Source organism: Rhodococcus globerulus NBRC 14531 (assembly GCF_001894805.1).
In the GTDB taxonomy this organism is placed as follows: Bacteria; Actinomycetota; Actinomycetes; order Mycobacteriales; family Mycobacteriaceae; genus Rhodococcus_F; species Rhodococcus_F globerula.
The window spans coordinates 1,531,774-1,554,170 of the sequence record NZ_BCWX01000001.1 but is presented as its reverse complement, the minus strand read 5'-3'; the positions used below and the strand labels follow the sequence as shown (position 1 = coordinate 1,554,170).

Sequence of the window (22,397 nt, the reverse complement as noted above, 5' to 3'; positions counted from 1 at the left end):
CGACATACCAAAGGGATACAGATGAGTTCATCCCCCCCTCCCACATCCGATACAACAGCGACCGCCGCGAAGACGCGTCGCCAGCGGAAGATCCGCCGGCGTGTCACCGGAGCGCTCGTACTGATGATGGGATTGATCAGCGCAGGTTTCCTCGCCTCGGCACTGACACCCGCTCCGCAGGTCGCTACTGCAAGCGACGATTCAGCCGCGCTTATCCGTGAAGGCAAGCAGTTGTACGACACGTCGTGCATCACGTGCCACGGAGCCAACCTTCAGGGTGTCGCGGACCGCGGTCCCAGCCTGATCGGTGTCGGCGAGGCGGCAGTGTACTTCCAGGTTTCGACCGGTCGTATGCCTGCAGCACGCAACGAGGCACAGGCTCAGCGCAAGGACCCCAAGTTCGACGCTGCACAGACCGATGCCCTGGGTGCTTTCATCCAGGCCAACGGTGGCGGCCCGACGCTCATTCGTGACGAGAACGGCGAAATCGCTCAGTCCTCGCTTCGCGGTGGCGACATCGGCCGAGGCAGCGAACTGTTCCGCCTGAACTGCGCGTCTTGCCACAACTTCACCGGCCGCGGTGGCGCACTGTCCTCGGGCAAGTACGCACCGGTCCTGGACCCCGCCAACGAGCAGCAGATCTATGCCGCTATGGTCACCGGCCCCCAGAACATGCCGAAGTTCTCCGATCGTCAGCTCTCGATCGAGGAAAAGAAAGACATCATCGCCTACGTGAAGTCGTCCGGAGAGGCCAAGAACCCCGGTGGTTACGGTCTCGGCGGCATCGGTCCGGCCTCTGAAGGTCTCTTCATGTGGGCCGCCGGAATCGTCGCTGTCGTTGGTGCAGCATTGTGGATCGGAGCAAGGTCATGAGCGACGCTGGCCAGCAGGGCGGCGATACGCCAAAGAAGTACACGGATGAGGAACTCGAAGCGATGACTCGCGACGAGTTGGTCACCCTCGGCACCAATCTCGACGGTGTCGACGTTGTCTACCGTCGCGACCGCTGGGCCGTCGAAGGCACCAAGGCAGAGAAGCGCGCCGAGCGGAATGTTGCGTTCTGGTTCGGCCTCGCCGGCGTCTCGGCGATCGCATTCATCGCGATCTACTTGTTCTGGCCCTGGCAGTACGCCGGCGCCGGTGACGAGAACTATGGCAAGTACAGCCTGTACACACCGTTGATCGGTCTGACCATGGGTCTCGCGATCCTCGGTGTCGGAATCGGTGCGGTTCAGTTCACCAAGAAGTTCATCCCCGAAGAGGTGTCCATCCAGGACCGCCACGACGGTGGATCCGCTGAGGTTGACCGCCGGACGATCGTCGCCGAACTCAGTGACACGTTGGAGACGTCCACCTTCCCCCGCCGCAAGGCCATCAAGCGCAGCTTGATGTTCGGTGGTGGCGCACTCGGCGTCATGATGATCATGCCTCTCGGCGGCCTCATCAAGAACCCGTGGGCCAAGGGCGACGAATCTCCGCTCTGGGTGTCCGGCTGGACCCCGAACTACCCCGGCGAGACCATCTACCTTCGTCGTGACACCGGACGCCCCGAGGACATCGTTCTCGTCCGCCCGGAGGACCTCGACGCCGGCTCCATGGAAACGGTCTTCCCGTTCCGTGAATCCGATCGTGGTGACGAGCACGCGTTGCTCGCTGCGCTGCGCGGTATCCGCAACTCGGTCATGCTCATCCGTCTGCGTACGGAAGACACCGAGCGGGTCACCAAGCGCAAGGGCCAGGAGAGCTTCAACTACGGCGATTACTTCGCCTACTCGAAGATCTGCACGCACCTTGGTTGCCCCACCTCGCTCTACGAACAGCAGAGCAACCGTATTCTCTGCCCCTGCCACCAGTCGCAGTTCGATGCACTGCAGTACGGCAAGCCGATTTTCGGTCCCGCTGCTCGCGCACTTCCGCAGTTGCCTATTACAGTGAACGAAGAGGGCTTCCTAGTCGCCGACGGTGACTTCATCGAAGCACTCGGCCCGGCATTTTGGGAGCGTCGACCGTGACCACAACCACCACAAAACCGACAAAGATCGCCGCTGCTGCAGCAGGTCAAGCGGAGGCGATGGACTCGCGCTACCACCTCGCAGCGGGTATGCGTCGTCAGATCAACAAGGTCTTCCCGACGCACTGGTCCTTCATGCTCGGCGAGATCGCGCTGTACAGCTTCCTGATCCTGCTCATCTCAGGTGTGTTCCTGACGCTGTTCTTCGATCCGTCGATGGCGCACGTCACCTACCAGGGCGCATACCAGCCTCTTCGTGGTGTGACGATGTCACGCGCATACGAGACCACCCTGAACATCTCGTTCGAGGTTCGCGGCGGTCTCTTCGTACGCCAGATTCACCACTGGGCCGCATTGATGTTCGCCGCGTCGATCATCGTGCACCTCGCACGTATCTTCTTCACCGGTGCGTTCCGACGCCCGCGTGAAGCTAACTGGGTCATCGGCTGCTTGCTGCTGGTCCTGGCGATGTTCGAAGGCTTCTTCGGTTACACCATTCCTGACGACCTGCTCTCCGGCACCGGCCTCCGCGCCGCGTTCGGTGGTATCACGATGAGTATCCCGGTGGTAGGCACCTGGATGCACTGGATGATCTTCGACGGTGACTTCCCCGGCGACCTCATCATCCCGCGTCTCTACGTCGCTCACGTGTTGCTCTTCCCTGGCATCATCCTCGCGCTGATCGCCGGCCACCTCGCGCTGGTCTGGTACCAGAAGCACACGCAGTTCCCCGGCCCCGGCCGTACCGAAGAGAACGTCGTCGGCGTTCGCATTCTTCCGGTCTTCGCCATGAAGGGTGGCGCATTCTTCGCCATCACGTTCGGCGTGCTTGCACTGCTCGGTGGTCTGTTCCAGATCAACCCCGTGTGGAACATCGGTCCGTACAACCCATCTCAGGTCTCCGCTGGTTCTCAGCCTGACATTTACATGATGTGGACGGACGGACTCGCACGACTGTGGCCCGCCTGGGAGATCTACCTGTTCGACCGGTACACGATCCCCGCAGTGTTTGCCGTCGCCCTGATCATGGGCCTCGTCTTCGCCATGCTGTTCGCGTACCCGTGGATCGAGAAGCGCCTCACCGGAGACGACGCTCACCACAACATCCTGCAGCGTCCCCGCGACGTTCCGGTTCGTACCGCAATCGGTGCAATGGCTATCGCGTTCTACGCGGTCCTGACGATCTCGTGCATCAACGACATCATCGCGTACCACCTGCATATCTCGTTGAACGCAATGACGTGGATCGGCCGCATCGGCATGATCGTGCTTCCGCCGCTCGCGTACTTCGTGACGTACCGCTTCTGCATCGGCTTGCAGCGCAGTGACCGTGCAGTGCTCGAGCACGGTATCGAAACCGGCATCATCAAGCGGATGCCGAACGGCCAGTACATCGAAATCCACCAGCCGCTCGGACCCGTCGACGATCACGGTCACCCGATCCCCCTCGAGTACCAGGGTGCAGCTGTTCCGAAGAAGATGAACAAGCTCGGCCTGGCCGGCAAGCCCGGCACCGGCAGCCTCACCAAGGCAGACCCGGTGGAGGAGAGCGCAGCTCTCGAAGCCGCACAGCATGCCGGTGAGCATGAGCAGCTTCAGATTCTGCTCGACTACCAGAACCGCATCCACGGCAATGGCAGTGGCAACGGCAAGGCCGACGATTCCACTGGAGAACTCCACTAGATCGTCAGCAGCAACACGAAAAAGACGCGGTCGCCGCAACACTCTCGAAAGAGAGGTTGCGGCGACCGTGTCTTTTTCGTGCGCTAGTGTCCGCGCGAGGCGCTCCAGGCAGCGCCGAGTGAGAATTGACTGGACACACCGTAATGACGCATGGCGTCGGCGACCCGACGCCTGCCCGTCCTAGGAGTCAATCCCAGGGCAATTGATGCGGATTCCATCGTCAAGCCTGAATTCATCAGTTTCAATATCGGATCCCACGGGTTCTCCCACGAATGACCGTGGTCAGCGACCGGTACTGCTTCCTCCCACACCCGGTGGTAGATCCAAGTCATGATGCCCGCCAGTGTCGGGGACTGGATGGACATCATGCTGCTCGGCCACGCTTCTCCCCAAGTGAAGGGGATTCCGACACTCGTGTGATCGAGTATCCAGAAGAAACTCGGTGGATTCGGGTGCATCCGAACTTGGGAGCCTGCGTTGATTTCATGCGTGATCTGATTGCGCCCCAACTCGGTGTTCGCGTCGACTGTGCTGACGATCAGACGGATGTCGTGGTTGGGACCACCGTTTTCCTCCCAGTACGAGCCCGGCTTCTTCTCGGCCAGCACCGTGTACAGAGGCACTGTGTCAGGCATACATGCGTACGACGCGACGGGCTTCGAACGTGAAGCCTGAATTTTGTACATGTCCGGGGCGGCAAACGGCCCGTGCATCACGTCGATGGGCAGACCGTGGACATCGGAGTCACCGTGCTCCCAGGCCTGCAACAACTTGGGAAGCGATTGGAGTATCCCTTGTGTCCTGGCAATACCGGACTCGAGGTCGTGCGCCACACCGGCCAGGATGTGCTGCGTGACATCGGCGACGGTGGCGTCGGGGCGCCGGTAGGTGATGACGCCGTCTGCGACAGAAAGGAATCCGAACTCTTCGAGCCGCGCCACTGTCTTTTCGGTCGTATCCATCGAACCGCCCGTCACTTCGGCAAGCTCGGCGACGCTCTCGATCCGACCACGTAAGGCGATGTCGAGGAATTCTGCCAGTTCGGTAGTTCGGTTCATGTCGGGGACCCTTCCTCGACCACCGTCTCGTAGTGCTCGACAACCGGGAAAGGGTCGTAGAAGTGATGGAGAAGCTCGCGCCACCGCTGGTAGCCGTCGGACTGCCGGAAGCCCACCGTGTGCGCTTCGAGGCTCTCCCACTCCACGAGCAGTAGGTACTGCTGCGGCGATTCCACGCAGTGCGAGAGATGCAGACGGATAAAGCCGGGCACCGCGGAGATGATGGACTTTGCTGTACCGAACGCCTTCTCGAATTCTTCGGACAGAGCCGGATCAACCTGGAGCAGTGCATGTTCGAGGATCATGTGTCGAGTGTCGCAGAGGACGACGCGATCTCTTGCGCTCCCCCGCCCCAACGCAAGAGGCGCCGAACCCCGCGAAGGGTTCGGCGCCTCTTTGTCGAGAGCGTTTGTGCTAGTGCTTCTCAGGTCCGACGTGGTACTCGAACACCAGACCGGCTGCGGTCGCGATGATGAGGACAACTCCAACCACGATCATCCAGGGCTGGAAGTACGCCAGTGACACCGCGGCAATGGCAGCCGAAGCAGCCAGCAGCATGGGCCAGAAGCTACCGGGGCTGAAGAAGCCCAACTCGCCTGAACCATCCGAGATTTCAGCGTCGTCGTAGTCCTCGGGACGAGTGTCCAGACGACGGGCGACAAAGCGGAAGTAGGTTCCGACGATGAGCGTCAGGCCCGCAGACAGAACGATGGCCGTGAGTCCGGCCCACTCGATTCCCGTACGGGACAGAGCGGTGAACACACCGTAGATGATCGCGACGAGGATGAAAAACAGCGTCAGGATCTCGAAGAGCTTGGCTTCGATCTTCATATCAGCACTTGTCCTTGTTCAGTGAGGAGGCTGGCCGGCTCAGTTGCCTGCGGTGGCGACTGTTGCCTGACGGTACTCGCGGTCGGTGTTGAACGGCGTGGTCGACGTAGCCACCGGCGACTGACCGATTGCCGACAATGCCTCAGCGGTGCTCAGACCGCCGTTGCCCTGATCGTCACCCTTGCGCAGTTCGATGTACTTGGCGAAGTCCTCGGGCGAAACCGCACGGACCTCGAAGTTCATCATCGCGTGGAACGTGCCGCACATTTCGGCGCAGCGCCCGACAAATGCGCCTTCCTTCTCGATCTCACTGATCTGGAAGATGTTGTCGGAGTGGTTTTCCTTGGGGTTCGGCATCACGTCGCGCTTGAACAGGAACTCGGGAACCCAGAACGCGTGAATCACGTCGGAGGAGGCCAGTTCGAACTGGATGCGCTTGCCGGTCGGAAGAACTAGAATCGGGATCTCGGAGCTGGTTCCGACGGTCTCGATCTTGTCGTAGTGCAGGTAGCTCAGATCCTGGACGCTGTTTCCGTGGATCGGGCCGGGAACCTCTTCGCCGTGGGCGTCGACAGTCGCGCCCTCGGCCTTGGCTGCCTCTTCGGCTTCGAGATCGATGCCGTTGTACTTGGCGGTACCGTCACCGAACTCGATGGAGCGGTAACCGAACTTCCAGTTCCACTGGAACGCAGTGACGTCGACGACGACGTCCGGGTTCTCCGTGCGCTCGAGAACATGGTTCTGGACGACAACGGTGAAGTAGAACAGAACCGCGATGATCACAAACGGAACTGCCGTGTAACCGAGTTCGAGCGGCACGTTGTATGCCGTCTGACGCGGGAACTCCGGTGAGTCCTTCTTCTTACGGTGGAAGATAACTGCCCAGAAGACCAGTCCCCACACCAGCACACCCATGAAGAGGGCGGCGACAACCGACCACGTCCACAGTTCTCGCATGCGCGTCGCTTCAGGAGTGATGCCCGAGGGCCACCCGAAACGAAGCACTTCATTGTCGATGGAGCAACCCGACAGCAGCAAGGCAGCAATGCCCAAAGATACTGCCAGCCCAGCTCGCCGAAGGATCCGACCTTGCGCCACGTTCACGCCTTCCTGATCGCCGCAAAATTCAACTAGGGCACCTCGAATGGAAGGCCCAATTACTACGCAGCGTAGACCAAAGGTGGGCGGTATCCATCCCCGGGTCCTTCACCGTGTCGCGTCGGACGTCACACAAATCTCTCAGGCGCAGCTCAGGAACAGGTCAGGCATCGTCAGCGACCTACATCACTGCGATTCGTTCGTCTGTGATCGGCGCAGAGACGGATCTGCGGCATACTTTCCAGGAAGAGTTCGTTGACCTCTCCCCGATGCTTACGTCCGGGAGCCTTCTGCAATAAAAAATTCTGAATCGAGGAACCGGACGCTGTGTGTGGACTGCTCGGGCTACTGACATCTGGCGGAACCAGCGACGACGCCGTCGCACAGGTCGACCAGGCACTGCACTGCCTGCGTCACCGCGGACCCGACGAACAGGGGACGTGGCACGACGACCATCTCGTGTTCGGTTTCAATCGGTTGTCGATCATCGACATCGCGCACTCGCATCAGCCGCTGCGCTGGGGCCCGCCGGAGAATCCGGAGCGTTATGCCCTGACGTTCAACGGTGAGATCTACAACTACCTCGAGATCCGTGCGGAGCTCGCGAGGGATCACGACGCGAAGTTCTTCACCGAAGGCGACTCCGAAGCCATCGTCGCCGCGTTCCACTACTGGGGCGAGGACGCGGTACGACGCCTTCGCGGAATGTTTGCATTCGCGATCTGGGATACCGATACGCGCGAGCTGTTCATCGCTCGCGACCCCTTCGGCATCAAGCCGCTGTTCATCGCGACAGGCACCGGCGGCACGGCGTTCGGCAGTGAGAAGAAGAGCCTGCTCGAGTTGACCGATCTGATCGGAATCGGCACCGAATTGGATCCGCGTGCGATCGAGCACTACACGGTCCTGCAGTACGTTCCGGAGCCGGAAACGCTGCACAAGGAGATTCGTCGGCTCGAATCCGGCAGTTTCGCGCGGGTGCGTCCGGGTGAGCAGCCGCAGATCACGCGATACTTCACGCCCAAGTTCCCGGCCAAGCCGTTTGCGCCGGCCACTGAGAAGGCTCGCTACCAGGAAATCGCCGAGGCGCTCGAGGACTCCGTCGCCAAGCACATGCGTGCCGACGTGACCGTCGGTTCGTTCCTGTCCGGCGGTATCGACTCCACCGCGATCGCCGCGCTCGCCATGCGCCACAACCCGAACCTCATCACCTTCACCACCGGTTTCGAGCGCGAGGGCTACTCGGAGGTCGACGTGGCGGCCGAGTCGGCCGCCGCGATCGGCGCAAAGCACATCGTGAAGGTGGTCTCCCCCGCCGAGTTCGCTGCCGCGATCCCCGAAATCGTCTGGTATCTCGACGACCCCGTCGCGGACCCCGCGTTGATCCCCCTGTGGTTCATCGCGAAGGAAGCGCGCAAGCACGTCAAGGTCGTACTGTCCGGCGAGGGCGCGGACGAACTGTTCGGCGGATACACGATCTACCGTGAACCGTTGTCGCTGAAGCCTTTCGAGTACCTCCCCAAGGGGTTGCGCCGGGCGGCCGGCAAGTTGTCCGAGCGAATCCCGGATGGCACGCGCGGCAAGAGCCTGCTCAACCGCGGTTCGCTGACCCTCGAAGAGCGGTACTACGGCAACGCGCGCAGCTTCAACGACGCCCAGTTGCGCGCCGTTCTGCGCGATTTCCGCCCGGAGTGGACGCATCAGGACGTCACAGCGCCGATCTACGCGCAGTCTCGCGATTGGGATCCGGTTGCCCGTATGCAGCACCTGGACCTGTTCACCTGGCTTCGCGGCGACATCCTCGTCAAGGCTGACAAGGTCACGATGGCGAACTCACTCGAACTGCGAGTGCCGTTCCTCGACAACGAGGTGTTCGACGTCGCGTCGCGGGTGCCGTTGGATCAGAAGATCACCAAGGACACCACGAAGTACGCGCTGCGTCAGGCCCTCGAAGGCATTGTGCCGCATCATGTTCTGCATCGCGCGAAGCTCGGATTCCCCGTACCGCTGCGCCACTGGCTGCGCGGAACCGAACTGTTCGACTGGGCACATCTGCAGATTGCCGAGTCCGGCACCGATCACATCTTCGACAAGGCAGCGGTCGTGAAGATGCTCAACGACCACCGCGACGGCGTTTCCGATCACAGCCGTCGTCTGTGGACCGTGCTGACCTTCATGGTGTGGCACGGAATCTTCGTGGAGAAGCGGATTGTTCCGCAGATCCAGGAACCGGTGTACCCGGTCAACATCTAGGGCCTTCGGCCCTGTGCGCCTTTCTGGTAGTTCGCACTACCGGAAAGGCGCACAGGGGGCGTAGCCCCCTAGGGAAGAATCGTTGCGATCTCGTCTGCGGCGGCGCTGCCGTAGGCGTCGGTGAGACGCTTGAGCGCCTCGTCGCGATTGAAGACCCACTCCTGCGTTCCGACGGTCTCGAGGACCAGCACAGCCACGAGTGAACCCAACTGCGCGGCGCGCTCGAAGCTCAGACCCGCACCGTGGGCAAGCAGGAAGCCTGCGCGGAAGGCGTCGCCGACACCCGTCGGATCAACCTTGCCGGTTTCGGGCACCACGTCGACGCGTACCCAATTACCCTCGGCGTCAACGATTTCGACGCCCTTCGAGCCGAGCGTTGTGACGCGGATACCCACCTGTGCGCGAATCTCCTCCTCGCTCAGGCCCGTCTTCTGCTGGAGGAGTCCCCACTCGTATTCGTTGGTGAAGAGATACTTGGCACCGTGGATGAGTGCCTTGGCTTCCTCTCCCGACAGGCGTGCAAGCTGCTGCGACGGATCCGCGGCAAACGGAATTCCGAGCTCGCGGCACTCGTCGGTGTGGCGGACCATGGCCTCGGGATCGTTTGCACCGATCAGAACAAGATCGAGGGCACCGGCCGTCTTGGCTACCGACGCGAGATCGATTTCACGGGCTTCGCTCATCGCTCCGGGGTAGAACGACGCGATCTGGGCCATGTCCTCGTCCGTGGTGCACACAAAACGCGCAGTGTGCGCCTTGTCGGAGATCCGGACCGCGCTGCAATCGACGCCGTTGTCCTCGAGCCAGGTGCGGTACTCGGCGAAGTCGGCGCCCACCGCGCCGACCAGCAGCGGCGATCCACCGAGAACACCCATCGCGTACGCGATGTTTCCACCGACTCCACCGCGACGAATCACGAGGTCGTCCACCAGGAAGCTGAGCGAGATATGCGCAAGCTGGTCGGCGAGCAGCTGATCCGCGAAGCGGCCGGGGAAACGCATCAGATGGTCGGTGGCAATGGAACCGGTTACCGCAATAGTCACGGATCGAGGCCTTTCAGCGAAAGTGAGTGGACGTTGAATGAAGAATTCATACAACTGACGCGGAACCGATTACCGGTTCCGCGTCAGTTGTTATGTCTGAAATTGTGATCGACTCGACTCAGTTGAACGAGTCGCCGCAGGCGCATGAGCCCGTGGCGTTGGGGTTGTCGATCGAGAAGCCCTGCTGCTCGATGGTGTCGAGGAAGTCGATGGATGCACCTTCGACGTACGGGGCACTCATCCGGTCGACAACCAGGTTGACGCCGTTGAAGTTGACGGTGAGGTCGCCGTCGAGGCTCCGGTCGTCGAAGAACAGCTGGTACTTCAGTCCGGCACAGCCGCCCGGCTGCACTGCAATACGCAGTGCGAGGTCGTCGCGACCTTCCTGATCGAAGAGTGCCTTCGCCTTCGCGGACGCGGACTCGGTCATCGTGACGCCGTGGGTGGCGGTCTCGTTCTGCACAGTCATGGGCTCTCCCTAATGTTCATACCAACCCGTGAACGCTTCAACGGTACGCCTCTGCCGACTTATTCCCGCCAGTTCACTACCGTGTGCGATTCGTCTTCATCCTAACCTTTCCACGCCCGTGGGCAACGACGCCTCGGCAGCGTTCACCCGCGTCGCCAGATGCTCCACTCGCGCGCTGTCTCTTCGGCCAGTCCGCGCAGGTGGATCGATGCGTCGCGCATGGCGTCCTCGATCGATCCGGCGAAGTCGGTGACGGATTCCGCGCCGACTATCCCGAACCTCTCGTAGTCGGACGCCGAGAGTCCGACCTGACCGGCCAGAACAAGCGTCGGGACGCCGTACGACGCACTTGCGGCGGCGAGGGATGTGACCAGTTTTCCGCGCAGTGACTGGCTGTCGAATTTCCCTTCGCCGGTGATGACCAGGTCGGCGGACTCGAGAAGTTCCGCCTGACGTGTCCGCTCCGCCACCACTTCCGCACCGGAGCGGCGGTCCCCGCCCAGAGCGAAGAGCGCGGCGCCGATTCCTCCGGCCGCGCCCGCACCGGGCAACTCCGCCACGGATCGGCCGGCTCCACTCCCCAGAGTCGACGCCCACTCCCGGTTCCGTTGTTCCAGGATCTCGACAGCACTGCCGTCTGCTCCTTTTTGCGGTCCGAATACCCCGGCCGCGCCGATCTCGCCCAATAGTGGGTTCTCGACGTCGGTGGCAGCGACCAGTTCGACGCCTCGGAGTGCGGCGCGGGCAGCCTGCACCCCGCCCAATGCGTCGACAAGCCCGCGTCCACCGTCTGTGCAACAACTCCCACCGAGGCCGATCACGATCTTCGTCGCACCCGCGTCCAGGGCTTCGACGATCAAGTCTCCGACACCACGGCTGTGCGCCGCGAGTGCACTCTCCCTGGTTGGCGGGCCGCCGAGTAGGGCAAGTCCACAGGCCTGAGCGGACTCGATGTATGCGGTGTCCGAGTCGAGGAGCCAACGTGCATCAACCGGAGTGGTCAGTGGGCCGGAGACATGCGCATTCCGGATCTCACCACCAGAAACTGCCAGTGCATCGACAAATCCGGGGCCACCGTCGGACTGTGGTGCGCAGATGATCTCGTCGCCGGATCGCGCCCGTCCCCAACCGTCGGAAATCGCGTGTGCGGCGGCGGTAGCAGTCAAGGTGTCACCGAAGGAGTCAGGAGCAACAATTACCCGCATGGGCGAAGTGTAGGGGTGGTCGGTGTCGCCGATGTTTCACAATCAGCAGAAATACCGAGGTCGGTTTCCCAGAGGACGCACTTATCCAATAGCCTGGAGGGGTGAAATTGCTACGCCGCGGTGACTCAGACAACTCCGACAAAAATGACGTCGAGGTCACTGAGGCGTCCTCAGCCTCTGACGAGGCGTCCACCGAGCAGGTGGGCAAGGGTCGCCCCACACCCAAGCGTCGCGACGCCGAAGCCAAGAAGCGCGGACCGGTCACGCCCGCTCCGCTGACGTCCAAGGAAGCCCGCGCACGCCGAAAAGCGACACGCGGCTCCAAGGAGGAGCGCAAAGTCGAAGCTGCCGAGCGCCGTGCGTCGTCGGCAGACCGTCGCGCGCGCATGCTCGCCGGTGAGGACAAGTACCTCCTCCCCCGCGACAAGGGACCCGTCCGCGCGTACGTTCGCGATTTCATCGACGCCCGCCGCAATCTCGTCGGCCTGTTCATGCCACTGGCCCTCGTCCTGATCATGACGATGTTCGTGACGCCGCAGCTGCAGGCGATTGTCACGCTCGCCATGCTCGTGATGATGCTGTTCATGGTCGGTGAAGGCATCTGGCTCGGACGCATGATCAACAACCGCGTCGCGGAGCGCTTCCCCGAGAGCACCGACGGAGGGTTCAAGCTCGGCTGGTACGCGTTTGTCCGCGCGTCGCAGATCCGCAAACTTCGCGCACCGAAGCCTCGCGTGGGACCCGGCGACGCAATCTGAGCGTGTCGAACCCTGTCAGAACTCTGGTCCTCGGCGGCGCGCGGTCTGGTAAGTCCGCGCACGCCGAGGCTTTGTTTTCTCCCGGATCGCCGGTTCGCTACGTCGCCACAGCCCGGCGCGACCACACCGACACCGACTGGGAAAGCCGCATCGACCAGCACCGCGTCCGGCGACCGGCGCACTGGTCGACCGTCGAAACTGCAGCTGATGGCGATCTCGAGCGCACGCTCCGCAACGACAATTCGACGGATACCCTGGTCGATGATCTTGGTACCTGGCTGACCGGCGAGTTCGATCGACGCGGTGCCTGGGATGCACCGCGCGGCACCATCACGCCCGCGGTCGATGCGCTGATCAAGAGTGTGCGCGACTACCGCGGATCACTGGTCCTGGTCAGCCCGGAAGTCGGCTTGGCAGTCATTCCGGAAACCCGATCGGGCCGTTTGTTCCGCGACGAAATCGGCTCGCTCAATGCCCGCGTCGCAGCGGTGTGCGATCGTGTTGTGCTGGTGGTCGCAGGACTACCACTCGTCTTGAAAGAGCCCTCAGCGTGAAAATTACTGTTGCACAACCGGAAGGCACGAAGTGAGCACCGAAGCGAACTCCACCAGTAGCGCGGCTGTCAGTAGCGCGGCTGTCAGTAACGCGGAGTTCGAGCCGGTTACTCCGCCGGATCGCGACGTTCGGGCTCTCGCCGATGCTCGCCAGCTCGACCTCACCAAGCCCGCCGGATCGCTTGGCCGGCTGGAAGCACTGGCCGGCTGGGCTGCAGCCTGCCAAGGTGTTTGTCCCCCACATGCTTTCGCCCGTCCCCGCGTGGTCGTGTTCGCGGGCGACCACGGCATCGCCCGCAACGGCGTATCTGCCTATCCACCTGAAGTTACCGCGCAGATGGTTGCCAACTTCCTCGGCGGCGGCGCAGCGGTGAACGTACTCGCCGAGGTTGCCGGCGCAACCGTGCGCGTTGTCGACATCGCGGTGGAAGTGGATACCGATCCTGCGGTCTCGAACTACAAGGTGCGCCGTTCCTCCGGTTCGATCGATCGCGAAGACGCCCTCACCCATGAGGAAACTCTGCAGGCCATCGCAGCCGGCCGAGCTATTGCCGACGAGGAAATCGACGGGGGCGCAGACCTTCTCATTGCCGGCGACATGGGTATCGGCAACACGACGCCCGCCACGGTACTGATCGCGGCACTGACAGACACAGAGCCTGTCGCAGCAGTCGGCCGCGGCACCGGCATCGACGACGCAGGCTGGATCCGCAAGACCGCAGCCATCCGCGACGCACTGCGCCGCGCCCGGCCGCACGTCCGCGATACCGTCGCACTGCTACGAACGGTTTCCGGCGCAGATCTTGCCGCGATGGCCGGCTTCCTCGCCCAGGCAGCGTCGCGTCGCACTCCCGTCATCCTCGACGGCGTTGTCGTGACCGCTGCGGCCATGGCTGCGGACGAGTTGGCTTTCGGCGCCCGGGACTGGTGGGTGGCCGGACACCGCTCCACCGAACCAGCACACACCATTGCCTTGACGCGCATGGGATTGACCCCGATCGTCGAATTCGACATGCGACTCGGCGAAGGCTCCGGTGCGGTGACAGCGCTGCCGATCCTGCAGGGTGCGGTGGCCATCCTTGCGAAGATGGCTACGTTCAGCGAAGCGGGCGTGAGCACCGAGGGCAGCAAGCCCGCCGCCGAACCCGAGGCGGTCGAGCTCACCAAGACAGACACGGCGGACTGACCGTGGCCGGCGCGCTTTCCGGTGTGCCACTGGCATTTTCCTGGCTGACGGTACTGCCGGTACGCGGTCCGTCGGACATCAACCGCACCGCTGGCCGGCGCGCTATCGCGGCCGCGCCCCTCACCGGGATCGCGCTCGGAGTCTTTGCGGTCGCAATCTTGTGGGGCGCGACCAGTATCGGCCTCAACCCGTACCTAGCGGGCATTGTGACCGTGGGTGCGCTCGCACTGGGAACCCGCGGCATGCACGTCGACGGCCTCACCGATACCGTCGACGGCTTGGGGTGCTACGGCCCCCCTGAGCGTGCACGAGAGGTCATGCACAGTGGCGGCGCGGGGCCGTTCGGGGTGGCCGCGCTGTTCATATTCCTTGGGCTGCAAGCAGTATCGTTCGGCGTTTTGGCTGCAGCGGACTCTCCCACCCAGTGGGCAGGCGTGGTTGTCGCCGTCGCCGCGGGACGAGTTGCCGTCGTTTTTGCCTGCCGCCGAGGGATTCCCGCGTCGAGCACTACCGGATTCGGTGCGCTGGTTGCCGATTCGCAACCGTGGTGGGCGGCTGCCGCCTGGACCGCTCCCCTGCTTGCCGCGTCGGTTCTGGTGACAGACCGATGGTGGCTCGGACCACTTGTCGCCGCCGTTGCGCTACTGATCAGCGTTGTCTGCGTGCGTCATTGCGTCCGCCGGTTCGGTGGCCTCAACGGTGATGTTCTCGGATTTGCACTGGAATTGACGGTCACGATCACTGCCGTCGGGCTAACTCTCGGAATCTGAACGATCGCTGCGCGCGACGAGATTACGGCGTTTCTTCTGCCGTCGTCTCGCCGCGCGAGCAATGAAGCCGTCTCGCCGCGCGAGCAATGAACTAGTGAAGCTTGGTCATCCAGCCGTGGGTGTCGGCAAACGTGCCACGCTGAATGCCGGTGAGGGTGTCGCGCAGCGCCATGGTGACCTCGCCGGGCTCACCGTCGGCGATGGTGAATTCACCCTCGGCGGACTTGACGCGACCGACCGGCGTGATGACTGCCGCTGTGCCGCAAGCGAATACCTCGGTAATCTCGCCGCTCTTGCACTTGGTGCGCCACTCGTCGGTGCTGATCTTGCGCTCTTCGACGGCAAAGCCCGAATCGGCTGCCAGTGTCAGCAGTGAGTTACGGGTGATACCGGGCAACAACGAACCCGAGAGCGACGGAGTGACAAGGCGAGCATCGGGGCCGGAACCGAAGACGAAGAACAGATTCATGCCTCCCATTTCCTCGACATACGTGCGCTCGATCGCGTCGAGCCACACCACCTGGTCGCAGCCTTCGTCAGCAGCCTGAGCCTGGGCCAGGAGTGAAGCTGCGTAGTTGCCTGCGAACTTGGCAGCGCCCGTTCCGCCGGGCGCTGCGCGCACGTATTCAGTGGACAGCCACACACTGACCGGCTTGACGCCACGCGGGAAGTACGCGCCGGCAGGTGATGCAATCAGCAGGTAGCGGTATTCCTTGGCGGGACGCACACCGAGGCCGGCTTCGGTCGAGAACATGAACGGACGCAGGTACAAGGCGTCTTCGCCGCCTGCTGCCGGAACCCACTCGATGTCGACGTCGACCAGCTCGGTGATGGAGTCCACGAACATCTCGGTCGGCAACTCGGGCATCGCGAGGCGACGGGCCGAAGCCCCGAACCGCTCGGCGTTGGCCTCGACGCGGAAGGAGCTGATGTCGCCGCTCGGCTGGCGGTAAGCCTTGAGCCCTTCGAAGATGGCCTGACCGTAGTGCAGGACCATCGCCGCAGGGTCGAGCTCGATGTTTCCATACGGCAACACCTGACCGTTATGCCAGCCCTTACCCTCGGCGTAATCGATGGAGACCATGTGATCGGTGAAGTACTTCCCGAAACCGGGCGCCGCCAAGATGTCGCGGCGCTCGGCGTCGGACTTCGGGGTCGAGCTCTGGACACGAACGAAATTGGCGGCACCAGTCATGGCGGCAATCCTATCGAACGCGCACAATCCCCTTACTTGGTGCTGGTCTCCACAAACGGCGGCGACACGACAACACACCGCAGCGCACGTCCGCGGACGTCGACCTCGATCTCGTCACCGGCCGCGATTCCCACACCGGAATCGAGGAGCGCCAACGCAATTCCGACCTTGAGCGTCGGCGAGAACGTTCCGGACGTGGTCTCCCCGACGGGTTCGCCGTCGCGCAGAACGCTCAGCCCCGCACGCAGCACACCACGATCGAGTGCCTTGATTCCCCACAACTTGCGCGCCGGGCCTGCCGCCTTCTCGTCGACCAGGGTCTCCTTGCCCCAGAACGTGGGCTTCTTCCAGCCGACAGCCCATCCGCAGCGAGCTTCGAGGGGTGAGATTTCGAGCGAAAGCTCATGCCCGTGCAGCGGATAGCCCATTTCGGTACGCAGGGTGTCGCGCGCGCCGAGCCCAGCGGCCTGCCCACCCTGAGCTTCGACAACCTCGAGAAGCGCGCGGAACAGCGGCTCGCTGTCGGCCCAGCGCGGCAGAAGTTCGTAACCGACCTCGCCCGTGTAGCCACTGCGGCACACGCGAACCGGAACACCATTCCACGTAGCGTCCTCGAACGCCATGTACTCGATGTCCGTAGGCAAGCCCAGCGCAGTCAGAACGTCAACCGACTTCGGACCCTGCACGGCCAACACGCCGTATTCACGATGCTGATCTTCGATGGTGATTCCGTCCGGCGCGAGCGCCACCATCGCGGCAACAACATCTGCCGTGTTTGCCGCATTCGGCACGAGGAAGATCTCCTCGTCACTGACGTAGTAGACGATCAAATCGTCGATAACTCCACCGGACTCGTTGCAGCACAACGTGTATTGCGCCTTGCCCGGACCGATCTTGCCCAAATCGTTGGTCAGCGCCGAGTTCACGAACTCCGCAGCACCGGTGCCCCGCACCACGGCCTTGCCGAGGTGACTGACGTCGAACAGGCCGACATTCTCACGGACAGAAGTGTGTTCGGCTACGACGCCGGCGTACGACACCGGCATCTGCCAGCCACCGAACGGGGCAAACGTCGCACCCAGTTCGACGTGCACAGCGTGGATCGGACCCTGCAAGAGTTGTTCGTCGGTCATGGCCCACAACCTATCGGACTTCCGTCACCGAAACATGTTCGCCGCAGACACGCACCGGGGGCTCTGGGCCTACCATCAACTCAGGCGTCCGCCCGAACCGGACGCATCGCACACTCACCACGCAGGAGACATCTTGAGCACTCGCACAGCCCGATCATTGGGACCCGACCTGGTTCTCGCCGGAAAGCTCGGCAAGCGCGCCGACGTATTGGTGGTCGGTCTCACATCGGGTCCCGACGGCCCCGAACTCGCACTCAGCGAAGGCATCGTCGACGAGGATGTTCTGGCCGAAGTACTCGACAGCCTCATCGCCGTCGGCGCGACGGGCAAGCCGGAGCAGCTCACTCGAATCCCCGCGCCGAGCGATCTCCCCGTGGTCAGCGTTCTCGCCGTCGGCCTCGGTTCGGCTGAGAAGCTGGGCAGCGAGCAGATCCGTAAGTCGGCCGGCGCCGCTGCACGCGCACTATCGGGAATCGACACAGCAGCGACGACGCTGTCCGCCCTCGACCTCGCCGCCGCAGTCGAAGGCTTTGCGCTCGGCGCGTACACCTTCACCGAATTCAAGTCGTCGAAGTCCGCGCCCGGACCCGACGCGCAACCCCTCGCCCGCGTCGAACTTCTTGTCCCGTCGCCGCGCGCCAAGGAAACCAAAGCAACCCTGACTCGTTCGGCCGCTATCGCCGAGGCAGTCGCGACCGCACGCGAATTCGTCAACACTCCCCCCAGCCACCTCTACCCGGCGGAGTTCGCGGACCGCGCCAAGGCACTCGGCATCGAGGCCGGTCTGACGGTCCAGATTCTGGACGAGAAGGCACTCGCCAAGGGCGGCTACGGCGGAATCCTCGGCGTGGGCAAGGGATCGTCACGACAGCCTCGTCTCGTCCGGATGGAGTACGCGTCGAAGAAGCGCGGCGCGTCCAAGGTCGCGCTCGTCGGCAAGGGCATCACGTTCGACACCGGCGGAATCTCCATCAAGCCGGCCGCAGGCATGGAGAACATGACCTCCGACATGGGCGGCGCAGCGGCCGTCATCGCGACCGTGGTTCTCGCCGCGAAGCTCGGCCTGCCCGTCAACGTCGTCGCCTACATCCCGATGGCGGAGAACATGCCGTCGGCCACCGCCCAGCGTCCCGGCGACGTGCTGACGCAGTACGGCGGAATCACCGTCGAGGTCATCAACACCGATGCGGAGGGCCGCTTGGTCCTCGCCGACGCCATGGTTCGCGCCGGCGAAGACAACCCCGACTACATGATCGACACCGCCACGCTGACCGGTGCGCAGATGGTCGCCCTCGGCAACCGCACTCCCGGTGTCATGGGAACCGACGACTTCCGCGACCGTGTTGCATCCATCTCGCAGAGCATCGGCGAGAACGCCTGGGCGATGCCGCTGCCGGAAGAACTGCGCGGCGATCTCGATTCCAAGGTTGCCGACATGGCGAACGTCACTCCGCACCGTTGGGGCGGCATGCTCGCGGCAGCTCACTACCTGAAGGAATTTGTTCCCGAGGGCGTGCAGTGGGCGCACATCGACGTTGCCGGCCCGGCCTACAACACCTCCGGCCCGTGGGGTTACACGGGTAAGGGCGGCACGGGTGTTCCGGTTCGCACGATGATCTCGGTCCTCGAGGACATTTCAGTCAACGGCTGACCTCTTCGCTGTGCGCCTTGATTAACCTCCCGCGGCCAATCAAGGCGCACAGCCGGTCAGCTCCCGTCCCGCAATTCCTGCGTGCGAGCACGTTTGCGTTCGATGCGCAGACGCTCGTCGTGATCGCGCATGCGCTGCGGATATCCCGTTTTACGGACGTCGTACACGGGAATTTTCAGATCCTGACCAAGTTTGCGGGCACCACGCTCACCACCTACCCGGCGACGCGTCCATTCCCCGGACTTGTCGACCAGGACGACAGTGACCTCGGTGACGGTTGTTTCCGGCTCCACGAAGGCCTCGACGCCTTCGTGCTCATGGGCCCAGTTGGCCAGATGCTCTGCGTCGCTCTGGGCTGCCAGTTGCCCTGCACTGGGTCGGCGTTTGAATCGATCGAACAACCCCACGCGTGGATCCCTCCTCGGTGCCGAGACCGCGGAAGAACCCCGGCCGTATGTCAAGTTTGCCAGCATTCAACTGCTGTCACCGGCACAAGACATACCGTTTGGTCCCATACGCGCGTTACACGCTCCACCTACTGACGAGTAGCGACACACCGAAACCCGGTGGCATCCCCCTCAGCGGACGCGCCCGGCGTATCAATGGAAAGATGAACGACGGTGACGCCGCGCCCGCGCGTCGACATCGGCACAAAATAGCTACAAGTAGCCGCACGTCGCGCGCAACTCGAGCACAATGCACTAACGACCACAAGTCGACAAATAAAACAACCCGAACACAACTGTCGAGGAGTCAAAAGACATGGCCTTCTCCGTCCAGATGCCAGCCCTAGGTGAGAGCGTCACCGAAGGAACTGTCACACGGTGGCTCAAGCAGGAAGGAGACACGGTCGAAGTCGACGAACCCTTGCTCGAAGTCTCCACGGACAAGGTCGACACCGAGATTCCATCTCCGGTCGCCGGCGTCCTGACCAAGATTGTCGCGCAGGAAGACGACACCGTGGATATCGGTGGCGAGCTCGCTGTTATCGGCGAAGCTGGTGAAGCACCCGCAGAAGAAGCACCGGCGCCCGCCGCTGAAGAGCCGGCCGCAGAGGCGCCCGCAGCAGAAGCAGCTCCCGCACCGGCAGCTGAAGCACCGGCAGCCGCTCCCAGCAGCGGAGCCGAAGGCACCCCCGTGACGATGCCCGCCCTCGGCGAGTCTGTCACCGAAGGAACCGTCACCCGTTGGCTCAAGGCCGTGGGCGACGAAGTTGCCGTCGACGAACCGCTTCTCGAGGTTTCCACCGACAAGGTCGACACGGAGATCCCGTCGCCTGTTGCCGGAATTCTTCTCGAGATCAGCGCCAACGAGGACGACACCGTAGACATCGGTGGCCAGCTGGCCGTTATCGGATCCGGCGCTCCCGCACCGGCAGCACCCGCCGCTCCCGCACCCAAGGCCGAAGCACCGGCAGCACCGGCCGCTCCCGCACCCAAGGCCGAAGCACCGGCAGCACCGGCAGCACCGGCCGCTCCCGCACCCAAGGCCGAAGCACCGGCAGCTCCGGCTCCCGCAGCTCCCGCAGCCGCACCGGCTGCCCCGGCAGCCGCCGCAGCATCGGGTGACAGCAGCCCGTACGTGACCCCGCTGGTCCGCAAGCTTGCCAACGACAACGGCGTCGACCTCGCCACTGTTACCGGCACCGGCGTCGGTGGACGCATCCGTAAGCAGGATGTTCTTGCCGCCGCAGAAGCCAAGAAGGCTCCGGCCGCTGCTGCAGCTGCTCCGGCAGCGAAGGCAACTGCAGGCGTCCGCCCCGAGCTGGCTCATCTGCGCGGAACAACGCAGAAGGCCAATCGGATCCGCCAGATCACGGCCACCAAGACGCGTGAATCGCTGCAGACCACCGCGCAGCTCACGCAGACCTTCGAGGTGGATGTCACCAAGATCGTCGCGCTGCGTGCCCGTGCAAAGGCCGGCTTCATCGAGCGTGAAGGCGTCAACCTGACGTTCCTCCCGTTCTTCGCCAAGGCTGTTGTCGAGGCGTTGAAGTCGCATCCCAACATCAATGCCAGCTACGACGAGACGGCAAAGCAGATCACGTACTACGACTCCGAGCACCTCGGAATCGCAGTGGACACCGATCAGGGTCTGCTGTCCCCCGTCATCCACAATGCAGGTGACCTCGGCTTGGCCGGCTTGGCTCGCGCCATCGCGGACATCGCGAAGCGCGCACGTTCGGGCGGCCTGAAGCCGGACGAGCTGTCGGGTGGAACGTTCACGATCACCAACATCGGCAGCCAGGGCGCGCTGTTCGACACCCCGATCCTGGTCCCGCCGCAGGCAGCCATGCTCGGAACCGGCGCGATTGTGAAGCGCCCGATGGTGGTCACCGACGAAAACGGCAACGAGTCCATCGGCGTTCGTTCGATGATCTACTTGCCGCTGACTTACGACCACCGTCTGGTGGACGGCGCCGACGCCGGCCGATTCCTCACCACTGTCAAGCAGCGGTTGGAAGAAGCCTCGTTCGAAGCTGACCTGGGTCTGTAAGCAACTGTTGTTCCGGCCGGGGCGTCATCTCCATCAGGAGGTGGCGCCTCGGCTTTTTCAGTACGGTCGGAGAGAGAACCCCGCTGGATCGAAGGAGGCATTTTCCGAATGCGAGTAGTCGTCGCCGGTTCGTCCGGTCTGATCGGAACGGCCTTGGTGTCCTCGTTGCGCTCGGACAACCACGATGTGGTGCGTCTGGTGCGTCGCCCGACCACCGGTCCCGACGAGTCCCGATGGGACCCCAATCGTGACCGCCTCGACACGTCAGTGCTGCACGGCGCTGATGCCGTCGTCAATCTCTGTGGCGTCGGGATCGGCGACAAACGGTGGTCCGGTTCCTACAAGCAGGAGATTCGTGACAGTCGCATCAGTGCGACAGACGTGTTGGCCGACGCCGTCGCGACGGCCAAGATTCCGGTTCTCGCCAATGCCAGCGCCGTTGGCTACTACGGCGATACCGGCGACCGCATCGTCGACGAGGATTCGGCCGCCGGCACCGATTTCCTCGCGACGACGTGTCGTGACTGGGAACTCGCCACCGAACCGGCCGGCAAAGGCGGCGCTCGGGTGGTGAACCTGCGGTCTGGTGTAGTCCTGTCGCCGCATGGCGGAATGCTCGGGCGTCTGCGTCGGATCTACTCGCTCGGCCTCGGTGGACGGTTGGGCAACGGCCGCCAGTACTTTCCGTGGATCTCACTCGAAGACGAGTGCAACGCAATCAAATTCACTCTCACCAATCCCGCGCTCTCCGGTCCTGTCAATCTGACCGGACCGGCACCGGTCACCAATGCACAGTTCAACGACGCGATGTCGCGGATCATGCATCGGCCGGCGCCGTGGATCGTGCCGGGGTTCGCCCTCGAAGCTCTGATCGGCGAGTTCGCGAAAAGTGGCATCCTGGGCGGCCAACGGGCTATACCGTCCGTGCTCGAAAATGCGGGATTCACGTTCCGCCACAACACAATCGGCGAAGCACTGGCGGCCGCGCTGAATTGAGTTGGCA

The 22,397-nt window shown here is 63.2% G+C and carries 21 protein-coding genes; 11 read left to right on the top strand and 10 right to left on the bottom strand.

From position 1 onward, the window contains the following. The first annotated feature begins 21 nt into the window (after positions 1-21). The 3 genes from qcrC to qcrB are packed head-to-tail and all read left to right on the top strand — an operon-like array spanning position 22 to position 3,694. Positions 22-873, top strand: a complete 852-nt coding sequence (gene qcrC / locus RG2_RS07005) for a cytochrome bc1 complex diheme cytochrome c subunit (protein WP_080711563.1) — start codon at positions 22-24, stop codon at positions 871-873. Next, complete coding sequence (qcrA, locus tag RG2_RS07000; protein WP_033231028.1) at positions 870-2,012, top strand: cytochrome bc1 complex Rieske iron-sulfur subunit; 1,143 nt, start codon at positions 870-872, stop codon at positions 2,010-2,012. The genes qcrC and qcrA overlap by 4 nt, the downstream gene beginning before the upstream one ends. Before the next feature lie 59 nt (positions 2,013-2,071). Further along, a complete protein-coding gene (qcrB, locus tag RG2_RS06995) occupies positions 2,072-3,694 on the top strand; it encodes a cytochrome bc1 complex cytochrome b subunit (protein ID WP_204369004.1) in 1,623 nt (540 codons plus the stop codon). Between the two features lie 83 nt (positions 3,695-3,777). Here qcrB and RG2_RS06990 read toward each other — a convergent pair whose 3' ends face one another. The 4 genes from RG2_RS06990 to ctaC form a co-directional block, all read right to left on the bottom strand. After that, a complete protein-coding gene (locus RG2_RS06990) occupies positions 3,778-4,752 on the bottom strand; it encodes a helix-turn-helix transcriptional regulator (RefSeq protein ID WP_033231030.1) in 975 nt (324 codons plus the stop codon). Beyond that, on the bottom strand, positions 4,749-5,057 hold the full coding sequence (locus RG2_RS06985) for an antibiotic biosynthesis monooxygenase family protein (protein WP_033231031.1): 309 nt from the start codon (positions 5,055-5,057) through the stop codon (positions 4,749-4,751). The genes RG2_RS06990 and RG2_RS06985 overlap by 4 nt, the downstream gene beginning before the upstream one ends. A gap of 109 nt (positions 5,058-5,166) precedes the next feature. Beyond that, positions 5,167-5,583 carry a cytochrome c oxidase subunit 4 gene (locus tag RG2_RS06980; protein ID WP_033231032.1) on the bottom strand — a complete coding sequence of 139 codons (417 nt, stop codon included), beginning with the start codon at positions 5,581-5,583 and terminating at the stop codon, positions 5,167-5,169. Between the two features lie 39 nt (positions 5,584-5,622). Further along, entirely contained in the window at positions 5,623-6,687 is a 1,065-nt protein-coding gene (gene ctaC, locus RG2_RS06975) for an aa3-type cytochrome oxidase subunit II (protein ID WP_033231033.1), read from the bottom strand. Positions 6,688-7,008: 321 nt separating this feature from the next. Between ctaC and asnB the strand changes: the two genes are divergently transcribed. Beyond that, positions 7,009-8,934 carry an asparagine synthase (glutamine-hydrolyzing) gene (asnB, locus tag RG2_RS06970; protein WP_033231034.1) on the top strand — a complete coding sequence of 642 codons (1,926 nt, stop codon included), beginning with the start codon at positions 7,009-7,011 and terminating at the stop codon, positions 8,932-8,934. 68 nt (positions 8,935-9,002) lie between these two features. Here asnB and RG2_RS06965 read toward each other — a convergent pair whose 3' ends face one another. The 3 genes from RG2_RS06965 to RG2_RS06955 form a co-directional block, all read right to left on the bottom strand. Then, a complete protein-coding gene (locus tag RG2_RS06965) occupies positions 9,003-9,977 on the bottom strand; it encodes a carbohydrate kinase family protein (RefSeq protein WP_033231035.1) in 975 nt (324 codons plus the stop codon). 118 nt (positions 9,978-10,095) lie between these two features. Further along, positions 10,096-10,446, bottom strand: coding sequence for a HesB/IscA family protein (locus RG2_RS06960; protein WP_033231036.1), 351 nt, complete (start codon positions 10,444-10,446; stop codon positions 10,096-10,098). A 143-nt stretch (positions 10,447-10,589) separates the two neighbouring features. After that, positions 10,590-11,651: a glycerate kinase family protein gene (locus RG2_RS06955; RefSeq protein ID WP_033231037.1), complete on the bottom strand. Its 1,062-nt coding sequence runs from the start codon at positions 11,649-11,651 to the stop codon at positions 10,590-10,592. Positions 11,652-11,752: 101 nt separating this feature from the next. On the opposite strand from RG2_RS06955, the gene RG2_RS06950 reads away from it, so the two are divergent. From RG2_RS06950 to RG2_RS06935, 4 genes are read left to right on the top strand one after another with little or no spacing between them, the layout of a single operon-like run. Beyond that, positions 11,753-12,409, top strand: a complete 657-nt coding sequence (locus RG2_RS06950; protein ID WP_033231038.1) for a DUF3043 domain-containing protein — start codon at positions 11,753-11,755, stop codon at positions 12,407-12,409. Between the two features lie 2 nt (positions 12,410-12,411). Further along, positions 12,412-12,963, top strand: coding sequence for a bifunctional adenosylcobinamide kinase/adenosylcobinamide-phosphate guanylyltransferase (cobU, locus tag RG2_RS06945; RefSeq protein ID WP_033231039.1), 552 nt, complete (start codon positions 12,412-12,414; stop codon positions 12,961-12,963). 31 nt (positions 12,964-12,994) lie between these two features. Next, on the top strand, positions 12,995-14,149 hold the full coding sequence (gene cobT / locus RG2_RS06940; protein WP_045070332.1) for a nicotinate-nucleotide--dimethylbenzimidazole phosphoribosyltransferase: 1,155 nt from the start codon (positions 12,995-12,997) through the stop codon (positions 14,147-14,149). A 2-nt stretch (positions 14,150-14,151) separates the two neighbouring features. Continuing rightward, entirely contained in the window at positions 14,152-14,919 is a 768-nt protein-coding gene (locus tag RG2_RS06935) for an adenosylcobinamide-GDP ribazoletransferase (RefSeq protein ID WP_033231040.1), read from the top strand. A gap of 91 nt (positions 14,920-15,010) precedes the next feature. On the opposite strand, the gene RG2_RS06930 is transcribed toward RG2_RS06935, so the two are convergent. Together RG2_RS06930 and gcvT are read right to left on the bottom strand one after the other, a co-directional pair. Continuing rightward, positions 15,011-16,114: a branched-chain amino acid aminotransferase gene (locus RG2_RS06930; protein WP_033231041.1), complete on the bottom strand. Its 1,104-nt coding sequence runs from the start codon at positions 16,112-16,114 to the stop codon at positions 15,011-15,013. 32 nt (positions 16,115-16,146) lie between these two features. Beyond that, positions 16,147-17,247, bottom strand: a complete 1,101-nt coding sequence (gene gcvT / locus RG2_RS06925) for a glycine cleavage system aminomethyltransferase GcvT (protein ID WP_033231042.1) — start codon at positions 17,245-17,247, stop codon at positions 16,147-16,149. Positions 17,248-17,380: 133 nt separating this feature from the next. Here gcvT and RG2_RS06920 point away from each other — a divergent pair, with 133 nt between their 5' ends. After that, entirely contained in the window at positions 17,381-18,898 is a 1,518-nt protein-coding gene (locus RG2_RS06920; protein ID WP_033231459.1) for a leucyl aminopeptidase, read from the top strand. 56 nt (positions 18,899-18,954) lie between these two features. On the opposite strand, the gene RG2_RS06915 is transcribed toward RG2_RS06920, so the two are convergent. Next, positions 18,955-19,305: a hypothetical protein gene (locus tag RG2_RS06915; RefSeq protein ID WP_033231043.1), complete on the bottom strand. Its 351-nt coding sequence runs from the start codon at positions 19,303-19,305 to the stop codon at positions 18,955-18,957. A gap of 355 nt (positions 19,306-19,660) precedes the next feature. On the opposite strand from RG2_RS06915, the gene sucB reads away from it, so the two are divergent. Both sucB and RG2_RS06905 read left to right on the top strand, forming a co-directional pair. Next, positions 19,661-21,394, top strand: a complete 1,734-nt coding sequence (gene sucB / locus RG2_RS06910) for a 2-oxoglutarate dehydrogenase, E2 component, dihydrolipoamide succinyltransferase (RefSeq protein WP_033231044.1) — start codon at positions 19,661-19,663, stop codon at positions 21,392-21,394. Positions 21,395-21,502: 108 nt separating this feature from the next. Next, positions 21,503-22,390 (top strand): TIGR01777 family oxidoreductase, encoded by an 888-nt coding sequence (locus RG2_RS06905; RefSeq protein WP_033231045.1) that lies wholly within the window; start codon positions 21,503-21,505, stop codon positions 22,388-22,390. Positions 22,391-22,397 lie beyond the last annotated feature (7 nt).

What these genes read in the sequence shown, in the direction of transcription:
- qcrC (WP_080711563.1), top strand. Translation starts at nt 22, where the DNA reads ATGAGTTCATCCCCCCCTCCCACATCCGATACAACAGCGACCGCCGCG.
- qcrA (WP_033231028.1), top strand. Translation starts at nt 870, where the DNA reads ATGAGCGACGCTGGCCAGCAGGGCGGCGATACGCCAAAGAAGTACACG.
- qcrB (WP_204369004.1), top strand. Translation starts at nt 2,072, where the DNA reads ATGGACTCGCGCTACCACCTCGCAGCGGGTATGCGTCGTCAGATCAAC.
- RG2_RS06990 (WP_033231030.1), bottom strand. Translation starts at nt 4,752, where the DNA reads ATGAACCGAACTACCGAACTGGCAGAATTCCTCGACATCGCCTTACGT.
- RG2_RS06985 (WP_033231031.1), bottom strand. Translation starts at nt 5,057, where the DNA reads ATGATCCTCGAACATGCACTGCTCCAGGTTGATCCGGCTCTGTCCGAA.
- RG2_RS06980 (WP_033231032.1), bottom strand. Translation starts at nt 5,583, where the DNA reads ATGAAGATCGAAGCCAAGCTCTTCGAGATCCTGACGCTGTTTTTCATC.
- RG2_RS06960 (WP_033231036.1), bottom strand. Translation starts at nt 10,446, where the DNA reads ATGACTGTGCAGAACGAGACCGCCACCCACGGCGTCACGATGACCGAG.
- RG2_RS06955 (WP_033231037.1), bottom strand. Translation starts at nt 11,651, where the DNA reads ATGCGGGTAATTGTTGCTCCTGACTCCTTCGGTGACACCTTGACTGCT.
- RG2_RS06930 (WP_033231041.1), bottom strand. Translation starts at nt 16,114, where the DNA reads ATGACTGGTGCCGCCAATTTCGTTCGTGTCCAGAGCTCGACCCCGAAG.
- gcvT (WP_033231042.1), bottom strand. Translation starts at nt 17,247, where the DNA reads ATGACCGACGAACAACTCTTGCAGGGTCCGATCCACGCTGTGCACGTC.
- sucB (WP_033231044.1), top strand. Translation starts at nt 19,661, where the DNA reads ATGGCCTTCTCCGTCCAGATGCCAGCCCTAGGTGAGAGCGTCACCGAA.
- RG2_RS06905 (WP_033231045.1), top strand. Translation starts at nt 21,503, where the DNA reads ATGCGAGTAGTCGTCGCCGGTTCGTCCGGTCTGATCGGAACGGCCTTG.